General features: G+C 47.3%; 13 protein-coding genes and 1 tRNA gene. 8 read left to right on the top strand and 6 right to left on the bottom strand.

The window, feature by feature from the left end; all coding sequences use genetic code 11:
- Positions 1-274: 274 nt before the first annotated feature.
- Positions 275-348 (bottom strand) — tRNA-Met (locus ACG2F4_RS14440).
- A 383-nt stretch (positions 349-731) separates the two neighbouring features.
- On the opposite strand from ACG2F4_RS14440, the gene proS reads away from it, so the two are divergent.
- The 7 genes from proS to ACG2F4_RS14405 all read left to right on the top strand — a co-directional run bounded on the left by proS (position 732) and on the right by ACG2F4_RS14405 (position 7,602).
- Positions 732-2,198, top strand: a complete 1,467-nt coding sequence (gene proS / locus ACG2F4_RS14435; RefSeq protein ID WP_395261589.1) for a proline--tRNA ligase — start codon at positions 732-734, stop codon at positions 2,196-2,198.
- 28 nt (positions 2,199-2,226) lie between these two features.
- Positions 2,227-2,892, top strand: coding sequence for a hypothetical protein (locus ACG2F4_RS14430; RefSeq protein ID WP_395261588.1), 666 nt, complete (start codon positions 2,227-2,229; stop codon positions 2,890-2,892).
- On the top strand, positions 2,889-4,415 hold the full coding sequence (locus ACG2F4_RS14425) for an NAD(P)H-hydrate dehydratase (RefSeq protein WP_395261587.1): 1,527 nt from the start codon (positions 2,889-2,891) through the stop codon (positions 4,413-4,415). The genes ACG2F4_RS14430 and ACG2F4_RS14425 overlap by 4 nt, the downstream gene beginning before the upstream one ends.
- A complete protein-coding gene (locus ACG2F4_RS14420) occupies positions 4,412-4,807 on the top strand; it encodes a VanZ family protein (RefSeq protein WP_395261586.1) in 396 nt (131 codons plus the stop codon). Before ACG2F4_RS14425 ends, ACG2F4_RS14420 begins: the two co-directional genes overlap by 4 nt.
- A gap of 130 nt (positions 4,808-4,937) precedes the next feature.
- Positions 4,938-5,594, top strand: coding sequence for an energy transducer TonB (locus tag ACG2F4_RS14415; protein WP_395261585.1), 657 nt, complete (start codon positions 4,938-4,940; stop codon positions 5,592-5,594).
- 449 nt (positions 5,595-6,043) lie between these two features.
- Entirely contained in the window at positions 6,044-6,706 is a 663-nt protein-coding gene (locus ACG2F4_RS14410) for an energy transducer TonB (protein ID WP_395261584.1), read from the top strand.
- A gap of 233 nt (positions 6,707-6,939) precedes the next feature.
- Positions 6,940-7,602 (top strand): energy transducer TonB, encoded by a 663-nt coding sequence (locus tag ACG2F4_RS14405; RefSeq protein WP_395261583.1) that lies wholly within the window; start codon positions 6,940-6,942, stop codon positions 7,600-7,602.
- A gap of 536 nt (positions 7,603-8,138) precedes the next feature.
- On the opposite strand, the gene ACG2F4_RS14400 is transcribed toward ACG2F4_RS14405, so the two are convergent.
- Complete coding sequence (locus tag ACG2F4_RS14400; protein ID WP_395261582.1) at positions 8,139-8,456, bottom strand: YtxH domain-containing protein; 318 nt, start codon at positions 8,454-8,456, stop codon at positions 8,139-8,141.
- A gap of 190 nt (positions 8,457-8,646) precedes the next feature.
- Here ACG2F4_RS14400 and fsa point away from each other — a divergent pair, with 190 nt between their 5' ends.
- A complete protein-coding gene (gene fsa / locus ACG2F4_RS14395) occupies positions 8,647-9,309 on the top strand; it encodes a fructose-6-phosphate aldolase (protein ID WP_395261581.1) in 663 nt (220 codons plus the stop codon).
- Positions 9,310-9,516: 207 nt separating this feature from the next.
- Here the strand turns inward: fsa and ACG2F4_RS14390 are convergent, their stop codons facing one another.
- From ACG2F4_RS14390 to ACG2F4_RS14375, 4 genes are all read right to left on the bottom strand, one after another.
- The gene (locus ACG2F4_RS14390) at positions 9,517-10,995 is read right to left on the bottom strand and encodes a phytoene desaturase (protein ID WP_395261580.1); all 1,479 of its coding nucleotides are present in this window, start codon (positions 10,993-10,995) and stop codon (positions 9,517-9,519) included.
- 280 nt (positions 10,996-11,275) lie between these two features.
- Positions 11,276-11,950: a septal ring lytic transglycosylase RlpA family protein gene (locus ACG2F4_RS14385; RefSeq protein ID WP_395261579.1), complete on the bottom strand. Its 675-nt coding sequence runs from the start codon at positions 11,948-11,950 to the stop codon at positions 11,276-11,278.
- A gap of 91 nt (positions 11,951-12,041) precedes the next feature.
- Positions 12,042-12,482 carry a gamma-glutamylcyclotransferase gene (locus ACG2F4_RS14380; protein ID WP_395261578.1) on the bottom strand — a complete coding sequence of 147 codons (441 nt, stop codon included), beginning with the start codon at positions 12,480-12,482 and terminating at the stop codon, positions 12,042-12,044.
- 360 nt (positions 12,483-12,842) lie between these two features.
- Positions 12,843-13,151 carry a hypothetical protein gene (locus ACG2F4_RS14375; protein WP_395261577.1) on the bottom strand — a complete coding sequence of 103 codons (309 nt, stop codon included), beginning with the start codon at positions 13,149-13,151 and terminating at the stop codon, positions 12,843-12,845.
- Positions 13,152-13,458: the final 307 nt, after the last annotated feature.

Here is a 13,458-nt window from a genome sequence, read left to right as displayed (position 1 = left end):
CGTCTGTAGATGATATTTAGCAGTCGTCCTTGATTGGAGGGCTGCTAATTTTTTTGTCTCCCGGAAAAAATCAACTTGCTATCGTTAGGACAACCGCCTATTCCACTCCCTGTAAACCGATCAAATGAGAAAAACCATCTTGCCCCGTGACTCCCGCAAATAAATGGCAAGTAGCAGATATTCCCATTTAAAACTCACCTGAAAGGCCAGATACTGCATTTAACTGGAATGTCCTCCGGAAGCGGGACGAATAAAGCGAAGTGCATAAAAGTAGTAGCGTGGGGCGGAATCGAACCGCCGACCTCCGGGTTATGAATCCGACGCTCTCACCAACTGAGCTACCACGCCAAATCTGGCTTCGCGGTTATTGGTTCTTTGGGTTGTGCCAGGTACCGGCTGCCAATAACCTCCTATAACTTCAACAGTTATTCTCTCATATTCCTGCGGCCTAAGAGCCGTTCCTATCAAGAGTTGCCAAATATACGATTTATAGAAACAATTTTAAATCCATAATATTACTTTTTCATACTTCCTTATCATGGAACATGAAATTTGGGGCGTGTTCATTAATAATGTCTCAGCCAATTCGAAACTACAAATGGATGTTACCTGCTTCTCACACATAACCAGCAACAAGTATCCAATAACCCATTGCCCCCTCTTGTTTTTCGCGTTATTTTAGCGCTCTTACGAGAACAGCAACTTTAACATAGTATTTGACAGCGTCACTCATGGCTAAGAAGATCACAAACAGAGATGAAGATTATTCACAATGGTATCAAGATGTAATCCGGGAAGCCAGGCTCGCCGATCATTCCCCTGTGCGTGGATCGATGGTGATCCGCCCCAACGGTTTTGCATTGTGGGAAAACATGAAGCAGGCCCTGGATACCATGTTCAAAGATACCGGTCATGAGAACGCCTACTTCCCCCTTTTTATTCCAAAATCGTTTCTTTCCAAAGAAGCCCAGCATGTTGAGGGTTTTGCCAAAGAGTGCGCTGTGGTGACGCATAGCCGTCTCCAAAGCACCAACGGCGGGGTGGAAGTGGATCCTGACTCCAAACTTGAAGAGGAACTGATCGTGCGCCCCACCTCCGAAACCATTATTTGGGATTCCTACAGGAACTGGATTCAATCCTATCGCGATCTGCCAATCCTCATCAACCAGTGGGCCAATGTTGTTCGGTGGGAGATGCGCACGCGCCTGTTCCTGCGCACGATGGAATTTCTGTGGCAGGAGGGACATACCGCGCACGCCACTCAACAAGAGGCGATCGAAGAAACCGAACGGATGCTGGAAGTATACCGCACCTTTGCCGAAGATTTTATGGGGATGCCGGTCATTAAAGGGGTGAAAACCGAATCCGAACGGTTTGCCGGTGCGGTGGAGACCTATTGTATTGAGGCCCTGATGCAGGATGACAAGGCCCTGCAGGCGGGGACCTCTCACTTTCTGGGGCAAAATTTTGCCAAAGCATTTGATGTAAAGTTCCAGGACAAGGATGGTGAGCACAAATACGTGTGGGCTACCAGCTGGGGCGTCTCAACACGACTGATCGGGGGGCTTATCATGACCCACTCTGACGATCAGGGGCTTGTTATCCCGCCCAGGCTTGCTCCTACCCAGGTGGTGATTGTACCTATTTGGAGAAATGACGAGCAAAAAGCGGAGATGCTGGAGTATGCCGATTCCATCCGGAATGAACTTGACGATCTCGACATTAGTGTAAAGCTCGATGACCGGGAGAACTACAACCCCGGCTGGAAATTCAATGAGCATGAGACAGCAGGCATTCCGTTGCGCATTGCCGTGGGTCCCAGAGATCTTAAGAACAATAATGTGGAACTGGCCCGCCGCGATACCCTGGATAAAAATATCGTCGAGCGGGAAGGACTGGGAGAACGCATTGACAACCTGCTCGACCAGATCCAGCAAGATCTCTACAACGCCGCCAAAGAACGGCGAGATAACAAAACGACCACAGTCGACTCCTACGATAAGTTCAAAGAGGTGCTGGATGAGCAAGGCGGATTTATCTATGCCCACTGGGATGGAACGGCTGAGACCGAAGAAAAAATTAAAGAAGAAACCAAGGCCACAATCCGTTGTATTCCCCTGGAAGAGGGTGAGTCCGGTACATGCATGGTAACCGGGGCCCCCTCCGAACAACGGGTCCTTTTTGCCCGCGCCTACTGATTTCTCATAAATTATCCGACAGAACGTGATGCCATCTCAAGGAGTGTATTCTCCCCATGTTAAAAAATTTGCACGGTGGATTTCCGACTTGGCAAACCCGCTTTTTATTCCACCGTTTGTTTTTATCCTGGTGGGAGTGTACAACGGGATTTCGCCTGCTGAACTGGGCTGGCTCACCGGCCTGTCACTGCTTTTTTATACGGTCGTCCCCCTGCTCGCAGCCCTCTCAATGCTGAAGGTGGGCAAAATAGAATCTCTGGATCTGCCGCGCCGGGAGTCAAGAAACCAGCTCTACCTGCTCGGCATTGCCAGTTCATCGATCGGGAGCCTGATCCTCGGAATCTATTTCTACCTTCACAGGCCGTTTCTTACGCTTATTTCTTGGGTATTTCTCATCAATCCCATTATTGGTTATCTGCTGAACCGCAGGTGGAAGGTGAGTATCCATGCCGCCTCGATCGCCAGTGGAGGCATCATCCTGCTGTTCTTCTATTTTTGGAAGATGGGCGTTTCGGAATCCATGGCAGTTGTTTTTTCCTTAAGTATGCTTTTAATACTTTTACCGGTGATGATGTGGTCTCGCTTCCACCTGGATATCCATACCATCCCCGAACTCATCGGCGGTGCTGCCGCGGGTATCATCTTTACCTCCATTGAAATCCTTTTAATCTTTTATTTTTGGCAACCGTTATGAAGGCAACGCTCCCTCCCCATCCCTTTTACCTGTCAACGGCTGAGCAGTCTCAACAGATGGACAAGGCTACGATTGAGCAGTTCGGTATCGATGGATTTACCCTGATGGAGGTTGCCGGCAGTTCTGCGGCCAAGCGTCTGCTTGACGAACTGCCAGCCAATGCTCACGGCCTTTATCTATGCGGCAAAGGCAACAATGCAGGCGATGCCCTGGTCGTTGCACGCTATCTGATTCAACACGGGCATGCAGCCACTCTACTTTTTATAAACGGAACCGAAGAGCTTTCTGACGACACCGAACAAAACCTCGAGCTCCTACGGAAAATTGCAGAACATGATTCCACCTCCGCACCGGTAACCATCATTAATGGCTGGCCCCAATTCAAAAAATCCGGGCTTGCTGAACTGGATTTCATAGTTGACGGCATGCTGGGAACGGGACTCAACAGTGAACTGCGGGGCGACTACGCCAAAGCCGTGGCGTGGGCAAACGAGGTGGATCGCCCCATATACAGTATCGACATTCCCACCGGGCTGCATGCCAACACCGGACAGATAATGGGAATGGCTATACAGGCCAGCACAACTTACACCTTTGGCAGCCAAAAGCTGGGATTTTATCTCGAGGATGGATACAGTTGCACCGGGGAGATCGATCTTTGCGAGCTTCCCTTCCCCAATTATTTAAAAACCTGCAACAATTTTTTGTTGGACCGTTCGTGGGTTAACGAACCTGAGTACCCGCCTGCAAAACACAAATATGACGCCGGGGCACTCTACCTGATTGCCGGGTCCGAAGGGTTGACCGGGGCAGCCATCCTCTCCGCCCGAAGTGCGTGGGCGGCAGGAGTGGGAGCGGTCATTATTATCTGTCCCCGGGGCATCCTTCCGGTTTTTGAGCATACGCTTCCGCAAATCATCAAAAAGCCGGTAGGTACTCCCGACGACACTTCGTTGAGCATCGAGCAACTGGACAGCGTGATTCAGATAATCGATGAGAAACCCGGAAATGTGCTATTCGGACCCGGCATCGGGAGAGCGCCGTCCACGCTGCAATTTTCCACCGCTTTTTTTGAACAGTTTACTGGGCGCCTGCTGATCGATGCCGACGGCTTGTGGTGCCTGGGGCAGCAACAAAACTGGCAGAAGCCCGACCAGGCTTCGTGGATTTTAACGCCTCATCCCGGGGAGCTCGCCAAGCTGTCGTCCTCATCATTTGATGACGGAGGCGAGCGGCTTGAGACCGTACGAGAAATCAGCTCCACAAAAAATATTACTGTTGTTTCTAAAGGTTTTCCTTCTGTTATTGGAACACCATCCGGCAAATGCCTTTTAACCCGTTACGATACCCGTGTATTTGCCCGCGCCGGTTTTGGCGACATTCTTGCAGGCAAGATCGGGGCTTACTGGTCCCTGGGAAATCCACCCGCTAAAAGTGCTGCTTTGGGACTTCTGCACGGCTATGAAAAAAAGAAATCATCCAATAAAAAGAATCGATTCCTCGAGCCCAACGATCTGATATGATTAAATTTCTAACTCGCTATTTCAGCAAGCACCCCACGCTGCTGCTTTTCTGTATCACCGGAATGACCATTGCAGCTCTCCTTCTTACCTTAATTCCTGCTGACTACCTTTCAAAAAGCACCATCTGGTCATACGACAAAATCGGTCACTTGCTGCTTTTCGGTTCGTGGACCTTCCTGATAGGTCTCTACAGCATGGTAAAGTACCCGCAAAATGTAAATCTGTGGAAAATTTTTTCAGTCGGTGTCCTCTTCGGTGGGGTTATCGAGATTTTGCAATACCTCCTGCCCGTCAACCGTCACGGCAATATTCTTGATTTCTGTTTTGACGCGCTCGGCGCCATCGGGGCTGTCTTGCTTCTTAAAATTTGGGGCCCCTCGTCAGGTAGCTGACCATACCTCAGTTTCTGCACAAAAGTTGACCGGAATTAAAATTTATTGCAATTCAACTTGCATGGAATTCAAATTTTGATATCTTGAAGGACTTTTACTAGTCAGCAGTAACCCTAACGTTTGAATTACCATGTCTAACAGAAAAAACCCGAATGCTGATTTGAAGAAGTACTATACCGTATTTCTTGAAATTGGCCTTATAATAACACTTGTCGCAAGTATTGCGGCCGTCAAGATCGATTTCCGTTCAGAAGTTAAAGACGTTGACTTAACCGAGGAACAGGAAATTGTAGAGATGGAAGAAGTGATACAAACCAAACAAATTGAAAAGCCACCACCCCCTCCCCGCCCGCCGGTGCCCGTTGAGGTTCCCAATGACGAGGTGCTTGAGGATCAGGTTATTGACCTGAATGCGGAGCTGGACCTGGATGCTCCCCTTGACATGCCTCCTCCGCCACCCGACCAAGAGGAAGAAGAGGAAGAAGATTTCTTCGTTGTGGTTGAGAACATGCCCGAGCTTATCGGTGGACTTGCAGGACTCCAACAGAAAGTACGTTACCCGGAAATGGCACGTAAGGCCGGAATTGAAGGCCGTGTTATCATTCAGTTTATCGTGAATGAAGAGGGCCGAGTGGAAGATCCCCGTGTTGTACGCGGTATTGGCGGTGGATGCGACGAAGAGGCTTTGCGAGCGGTAAAAGAAGCACGCTTCCAGCCCGGAAGACAGCGGGGAAATCCTGTACGCGTTCAGTACAGCCTGCCGATCGTTTTCAAGCTTCAAAACTAGTTCGACCTACAAAGAGTGCAGCAGTATCGACTGCTGCACTCTCCTTTTTCTCCTTTCCCCTTTCTTAATTTCGTTTTTTCCCTCCCAATATTAACTAAAGATTAAGAAACTTCTCTCCCTGCCGCTCTTCACAAGAAATTTATATTCAATGCTTTTCTTTGGCAATTCATTTGAGGACCTAATGAATCAGACTCATAATAACTGACAATGGTTGATAGAAGATCTTTATGAACCGGATACCAAATAGCTATTAGACTTTTATTACAAATAAGCCAATATTAACTTTTCGAATTAAACAATTAACCAAATATTAATATTAAATTAATATTATTAGTTGACTTTCTGTTTTAACTAAAATAAATTAGTTCCAGTTCTGTTAAGGCAGAACTGCTAAATAACAACCAGAATCACAATCATTCAATCTCAATCCCAACAAACGTTATCATCCCATGCGACTTGATCGTAAAAATCCCAAAGCTGATCTGCGCACGTATTACACGCTCTTTTTCCAGGGCGGACTTATAATCGTACTGCTCCTGTTCCTGGCAGCTACCAAAATCGATTTTCGTGGCAAACAGGCACAGGCTGACTTCACAGAAGAACAAGAGGTCGTTCAAATGGAGGAAATTGTGCAAACAGAGCACATTGAAAAACCACCTCCCCCCCCCCGTCCTCCTGTTCCGGTGGAAGTCCCCAACGACGAAATTGTTGAGGACCAGGCTATCGATATTAACGCTGATCTCAATTTCCACGATAAACTGGAGGTTCCTCCCCCCCCTGAAAACCAGGAGGAGGATGCCGAAGACTTCTTTGTCGTAGTTGAACAGATGCCCGAACTCAAAGGGGGACTGGCCTCCATCCAGCAGTGTGTCAATTATCCCGACATGGCACGGCAGGCGGGTGTTGAAGGCCGGGTAATCGTGCAGTTTATCGTTAATGAGAACGGCAAAGTCGACAATCCCCAGATTGTAAGGGGAATCGGAGCCGGAGCCGACGAGGAAGCTATTCGCTGTGTTAAGAACGCGGAGTTCGTTCCGGGTCAACAGCGTGGTAACCCCGTTCGTGTGCAGTTTACGGTGCCAGTTATCTATAGTCTTTCAAGCAACCTTTAATGAAATAAATTCTTTCCCATTATTTTTCCCCTGACTCAACATTCCCTAGTTGAGTTTAAATCCCTAAGGTGTGGCCGCTGAAACCGGTCACACCTTTTTTTATGTAAAAAAACCGATGGAACTACACCGCTGCCAGCATAGTTTATATAATGTATCTTAATGTATATATTGGGATCGATATAAAATACTTTAATAAGTAATGATAATTTAATTGCCTGAAAACGGAGGTTCTCATGCGTACCGAACGCAAAAAACCAAAATCAGACTTAAGAAAATATTATACGGTCTTCCTTCAAGGTGGCTTAATTGTAGTACTGATCCTTTTTATTGTAGCCATGAAGCTGGATTTCCGCAGCGAACAAAAGAATGTGGATCTAACCGAGGAACAAGAAGTGGTTGAAATGGAGGAGATCACCCAAACCGAGCACCAGGAGAAGCCCCCACCTCCCCCGCGACCTCCCGTACCCGTGGAAGTTCCGAATGACGAAATAGTGGAAGATCAAAACTTTGACATTAGCGCCGACCTGAACCTGCAGGACAAGCTTGAAATGCCTCCGCCACCCGACGAAGGTCAAGAGGAGGAAGAAGAGGAAGACTTCTTTGTAGTAGTTGAAAACATGCCTCAACTCAAAGGGGGGCTGGCTGCACTGCAAAGCTGTGTTAATTATCCAGAAATGGCACGCAAGGCCGGAATTGAAGGCCGTGTTATTGTTCAGTTTATCGTAAATGAACAGGGACAGGTTGAAAATCCTCAAGTAACGAGAGGCATTGGCGGGGGCGCTGACGAAGAAGCGGTCCGTTGTGTAAAACAGGCTGAATTTGAACCGGGTCGACAGCGTGGAAACCCCGTGCGCGTTCAGTACAGCTTGCCGGTTGTCTTTAAACTTCAGAACTGACCGTTAACAACTTATTTCTTTTCAAAAGGCGTGGCTCCAGCGGGAGCCACGCCTTTTTCATTTAGCCTGCATTTCTCACGATAATTTTTTAATGAAATTATGTACCCTAATGGCAGGCAGTATCTTACATCATATTTTGCAGACCATTGTATGTAACAGGGGGGATAACGTGCCGCGAAATTTGCCCTCCAGCTGCGTTAAAGGGGGCCTTTGCAGAACCTGCCATTTTGTTGGGAGATAGTTGTACTACCGACCTTGGTGCCCTTTTAACGAGAGTATAACTCCCTCAGAACGAGAACTTGAGGGTTTTGCAAAGCCCCCTTAAATGGGGAAATCGCCTGCTCAAGTACGAAGGTACGTCTGCGCGGCCACTTTCCCTTCGACTTGCAGAAGAACAAATTTCCTGGTGAAAAATGCAGGTTAGTCATTTTCGTACCGACAATATACAGGAGTGGCTTATGGAACAATTATTTTGATTTCCTACAACCCTGGATTACGGATCTCTTATATGGACCCGACGCTCTCTTTATTGTACCCTACGAGTCCACTTCTTCCTCGTTTTTTGTTTCTTCAATAGTGTGCAACAGGTCCTCCGCCTCTCGGATCAAGTCTTCCGCTCGCTTGCGTGCATCTTCCACGACCTCATCGCCTTTTCGTTTGGCTTCAGAGATGGCGTGCTTTTCATCAGACAATTTGTCAATCACGTGGGTAAGTTCATCCAGGTAGTTGCTCAGGCGATAAGAGATCACATTACGGGTATTACTTCCTTTGTCTGGCGCGTACAGAAGGGCAATTACCGACCCCACCAGTGCGCCGGACAGTACTCCAAGGGTAAAATCTTTAGAACGGCTCATACTGCTTAAAATCCTTTATTTTGTTAAGCTTTTGTAGATAGATACCAACTATTTATTAAAAAACCGGACAACTATTTTGCTGCCCTCTGTTAATATGCAACATGATAGATACATATTAAAGTTTCAGCAATATTTTTTTATCTTAAACGTGGATTAAGTGAAGAACCAACCATAAAATCAATATTCCGTTATGAAATTTTTTATTGACACCGCTGACCTGGATGAAATACAGGAAGCGAACGACCTAGGTGTGTTAGATGGTGTAACAACAAATCCCAGTCTCTGCGCTAAAATTGGAGTCGAGGATTTTGAGGGGCATATTGCCAAAATATGCAATATCGTCACGGGTGATGTTTCGGCCGAGGTTGTTTCAACTACGTATGAAGACATTGTGGCTGAAGGACGGCACCTGGCCGCCATTGCCGATAATGTTGTTGTTAAAGTGCCCTTGATTAAAGATGGTATCAAGGCGATTAAGACACTTTCCGGGGAAGGCATCAAAATCAACTGCACGCTCTGCTTTTCCGCTCCCCAGGCACTGATAGCTGCCAAAGCAGGTGCTACCTATATCTCCCCTTTCATCGGTCGGCTGGATGATATTACGACTGACGGAATCCAGCTTATTGAGGATGTGGTTACCATTTATGACAACTACGGGCTCGAAACAGAAGTACTCGCAGCCAGCATCCGGCACCCGATGCACGTGCTGGAGTGTATGCGCCTGGGAGCCGATGTAGCCACCATGCCTCTCAACGTCATAGAACAGCTGCTCGAGCATCCGCTGACAGATCGGGGCCTTGAAAAGTTCCTGGCCGACTGGGATGCCCTCCAGGAAGAAGTGAAAGCCAGATAATTCAAATATTAGAGAGCTTTGAAAAAGCCAGGAGTTTTGGTCAAGATCAACTCCTGAACGGATTCGGAACCGCAGTTTATCTCTCATAAATGAGGATTTCGAATCCGCGAAAATGCCGCTATTGGCCAAAATGACTCTTGCAAAGTCCTCCCTATAACCAGAAGCATATGTGAGAAGCCGGGCTTTTATAGGTCCGGCCTTTTCATTTTATGCCGGTCCGATTAGCTTTTCTGCAATTTTTGCGGACGAGAGCACCCCCGGCAGTCCGGCCCCCGGATGCGTACCCGCCCCCACAAAAAACAGATCTTCAACATCCTCCGACTTGTTGTGCGGCCGGAACCAGGCCGATTGAGTCAAAATCGGTTCAACAGAAAACGCTGAACCCCTGTAACTGTTCAGGGTCTTTTTAAAGTGAATAGGATCGATGTAGTGTTCGGCAATAATATGCTCCTGCAGATCCGGCAGATAGTTCTCCTCCAGAAAGTCCATGATAGCATCACGATATTCCGGTGCCTTCTCCTCCCAATCCGTGTTGCTTCCAAGATTGGGTACGGGTGAGAGTACATAAAAAGCTTCACATCCCTCCGGCGCCAGTGAGGGATCCGTTTTGGTTGGCATATGCAGGTACAACGAAAAATCATCTGCCAGCTTATGGTGGTGAAAAATATCCTCAAGCAGTCCCCTGTACCGTTCACCCAGAATAATATTGTGGTGAGCAAGTCCCGAATCCAGGTACCGGCGGTCGGTCCCAAAATAAATAACAAACAGGGACATGCTGTACCTCATCTTGTCAATTTTCTGATTTGTATAAGTCGACCGAACGGATTCCGGCAGCATGTGCCGGTACGTATAGGCAACATCCGCATTAGAAACAACCTGATCGGCCTGGTGCACCTCTCCACCTGCCAACCGTACCCCCCGGGCGCGACCCTCTTCAACCAGTATTTCATCCACCTCTGCATTGAGGTGTATCGTCCCGCCCTGCTCTTCAATCAATCGACCCAGCCCGTTTACGATCGATCCGGTTCCCCCCGTGGCATAATGGACACCCCATTCGCGTTCCAGGTAATGAATCATCGCGTATATCGAGGTCGTATCAAACGGGTTGCCACCCACCAGCAGCGGATGAAAGGAAAACACCCTCCGCAGAAACTCATTTTCAATATACTGAGACACGTAGCGATATACTGTTTTATAAGATTCCAGCTTAAGCAGGTCGGGAATGACTTTTACCATCTCCCAAATATTGTGGAACGGCTGATCGGCAAGTTCTGTAAATCCCTTATTAAAAATAGCCTTGGTGCTGTTAAGAAATTCGGTGTATCCCTGCTTGTCTCCGGGATTCCATTTTTCAATTTCGCTCAGCACGAAAGCGTGATCTCCGTTGTAATCAAACTTCCTGCCCTCATGATTAAAAATACGATAAAAAGGATCGCAGGGAACAAACTCGATATAATCTTCCCTTCTTTTACCCGCCGCCTCAAAGATCTCGTCAAACAGGAATGGAGCAGTAATCACGGTGGGACCGCCATCAAACGTGAACCCATTTAGCTGATAGACGTACGCCCGGCCGCCGATCTTATCCCTTTTTTCAAACAGTTCTACTTCATGTCCGCGGGAAAGCAGTCGGGACGCTGTTGCCAATCCTCCAAAGCCGCTGCCAATAACTATTATTTTTTTACGCATAAATGCTCTCTTTTAGGTTGATAACCGAAGGAAATAACTATAAACGGGCGCCCAACATTCCGGATAATAGTCTGCTAAGATCTCCACCTTTATATGGATTTCAAAGATCACCCTATTTTCCAGGCTAAACCAGGTCGATTCCATCCGAGAGAAGCAATATTTATTGGCATATGCACTATTGTAGCAAATGGTCAATCAGGCATCACGGGGAAAGCCACGTCATTATCTTGCCCGTACACAATCCCTTACCAGGTTTCCTTACATATAAAATGCCAGAAACCTACGAGTTCTCCAGTTGTTTTACATACCCATTATATCCCCGGCGTTCGAGCCTTTGCTGCTCTTTCTCAGCCTTTGCCTTATCGGTAAAAATACCGTAGTAAACGCGATACACGCTTGTTCCGTCATTCAAAGTAAACTGTTCTATCCTGGTCCCTTCAATCTCATTTGACACATCGACTGCGCGACTCTCATCCTCATACGATCCGACCTGTACCGTGTATGTTGAAACTTTGAGATCCCGGTTCATGATCTGCTGCCTGTCTCCTTCAACTACATAGAGCCGGACGTTGGCCGTACCCGGACCGATCATTTCAATTTCCCGGGCGGCCTTCCGTGAGAGATCAATGATACGGTTGTCTTTAAACGGTCCCCGGTCATTTATTCTTACCACAACCGACTTGTCATTGTCGACATTTTGTACCCGAACAAACGTATTGAACGGAAGCGTGCGGTGAGCCGCAGTCATTGCATTCATATTGTAGATCTCTCCGTTTGCTGTCATCTTCCCGTGAAAGTTGGGCCCGTACCAGCTGGCAACTCCGGTTTCGATAGCCTTGTTCATCCGGCCGGGAGCAGGCCGGGACGGTTCCGTCACCCGGGAAGTTATACCACATGAGCTTAATATTACCAGCAGAGACAGGGCCAGCAGAACAAAAGTAGGTCGTTGTAACAAACCAGGTTGATTTATTTAACGTTGCAGATAATATATTTTTGGAAATGATAATAATATACAGGCAAAGAAACAGCTAAAAATCACATCCCCTTCAACAAAGATCCTGCTGTCGAATGTATGAAAGGTAGTCACCCGACCGTATCTCCGTTAATCCATCCGTTGAACGATTATAAAGATATATCCAGGCTGTAACAGGATTGACATATTCTGATGAAGCAACCCACACACTCTCCTTTTTCCGTACATACAGGCTATTATCCGGATCAAAGGCGTCATAACCCTCATACCGATCCAGCCGCTCAAACGCTTTTTGGGCGTCACTGAGCAGGTACAGTTCGCCCCGTATCCGGCTGGCATCTCCACATGCCGAAACCGCACCGGGATAATCTTCCACCAAAAAAAGATGCCCATGGAATTCAGCCTTGCATATATAATCAGCAAACGCTGATAATATGCGATGGGCGGGATGGCTGGCACCACGCTGCAGTGAACCGTACACAAACAGGTACTCTCGCTCTTCTGATATAGACATCGTAAACTACATTAATAAAAAAGCCGGCCTCCGGGCTTCGATACATCCGCCTGCCCGGGGCCAGCTCTCAATTTACCCATTAACTTGATTCCCATTCAACCATGCGGAACAAGTTGGATTCAAGAATTACTTCTTGTTGCTTTTCGGTTTGCTTTCGGCCTTCGGTCTTTCCGAAGATGCCTTGGCTTCTTTTTTGGATGGTTTATTCGGCTTTTTATCCATTTTAAGCACCATGCAGTTGTCAGGTTATGGTCCCAGACGCTGCCCGTAGCGAACAGCATTGGACCCTCATCCTGTCGGATGATTACCTGCTATATTACAACCTTTTTCCAATTCCATGCAACAGGAAAGGCTCCTTTTTTAAAAATTATTTTTCCACAACAATTGATCCAGGAATTCCGCTTTTTCCCGATCCTTGTAGATCGTAGAACCTCCCACCAGGTAGCCCTTCACGCCCGAATCGGTCTCGATCAGGTACAGCGCAGAATCGTCTCCCGGGTCCGTTCCCTGGTCAAACTGGTAGGTTGCAACAATTGTAAGCTGATCCACAGGATAACGCTGCTCTTTTTCTTTTTCCTCGCAGCATAGCACATCTTCCTCCACTTCAAACAGATGAGTATACCCTTTCTCCTGTACATCCTCTACGGCTTCTGCTAAATCTTCATACATATTGTGACCTCCCTCGTGTTATGCAGAGACTTTGCCAACCCGGATGTTGTCCGCGGCCAAAGCCTCACTGTGTTTAAAACTATCGCAATATTACTTTTTCAAACATTTTTTCGTGGGATCAACGTTCTGTGGGGTAAGCAAAAGTTACAATGGGAGGAGGTGAGAGCCGAAGATCGGATTCGAACCGACGACCTACGCTTTACGAGAGCGTTAAGGTATGAGTTTCGCAATGTTTCACTTCCGTTAAAAATGTTGCTTAAACTGTTGAATATCATGGCTTTAAAGGATACTTTGTATTGAACAATGT

The sequence above is a fragment of the Halalkalibaculum sp. DA3122 genome (genome assembly GCF_043951865.1).
In the GTDB taxonomy this organism is placed as follows: Bacteria; Bacteroidota; Rhodothermia; order Balneolales; family Balneolaceae; genus JAMQKA01.
This window is presented reverse-complemented; position numbering and strand designations above follow the sequence as displayed.

What these genes read in the sequence shown, in the direction of transcription:
- ACG2F4_RS14400 (WP_395261582.1), bottom strand. Translation starts at nt 8,456, where the DNA reads ATGAGCCGTTCTAAAGATTTTACCCTTGGAGTACTGTCCGGCGCACTG.
- proS (WP_395261589.1), top strand. Translation starts at nt 732, where the DNA reads ATGGCTAAGAAGATCACAAACAGAGATGAAGATTATTCACAATGGTAT.
- ACG2F4_RS14425 (WP_395261587.1), top strand. Translation starts at nt 2,889, where the DNA reads ATGAAGGCAACGCTCCCTCCCCATCCCTTTTACCTGTCAACGGCTGAG.
- fsa (WP_395261581.1), top strand. Translation starts at nt 8,647, where the DNA reads ATGAAATTTTTTATTGACACCGCTGACCTGGATGAAATACAGGAAGCG.
- ACG2F4_RS14430 (WP_395261588.1), top strand. Translation starts at nt 2,227, where the DNA reads ATGCCATCTCAAGGAGTGTATTCTCCCCATGTTAAAAAATTTGCACGG.
- ACG2F4_RS14420 (WP_395261586.1), top strand. Translation starts at nt 4,412, where the DNA reads ATGATTAAATTTCTAACTCGCTATTTCAGCAAGCACCCCACGCTGCTG.
- ACG2F4_RS14390 (WP_395261580.1), bottom strand. Translation starts at nt 10,995, where the DNA reads ATGCGTAAAAAAATAATAGTTATTGGCAGCGGCTTTGGAGGATTGGCA.
- ACG2F4_RS14410 (WP_395261584.1), top strand. Translation starts at nt 6,044, where the DNA reads ATGCGACTTGATCGTAAAAATCCCAAAGCTGATCTGCGCACGTATTAC.
- ACG2F4_RS14380 (WP_395261578.1), bottom strand. Translation starts at nt 12,482, where the DNA reads ATGTCTATATCAGAAGAGCGAGAGTACCTGTTTGTGTACGGTTCACTG.
- ACG2F4_RS14375 (WP_395261577.1), bottom strand. Translation starts at nt 13,151, where the DNA reads ATGTATGAAGATTTAGCAGAAGCCGTAGAGGATGTACAGGAGAAAGGG.
- ACG2F4_RS14415 (WP_395261585.1), top strand. Translation starts at nt 4,938, where the DNA reads ATGTCTAACAGAAAAAACCCGAATGCTGATTTGAAGAAGTACTATACC.
- ACG2F4_RS14405 (WP_395261583.1), top strand. Translation starts at nt 6,940, where the DNA reads ATGCGTACCGAACGCAAAAAACCAAAATCAGACTTAAGAAAATATTAT.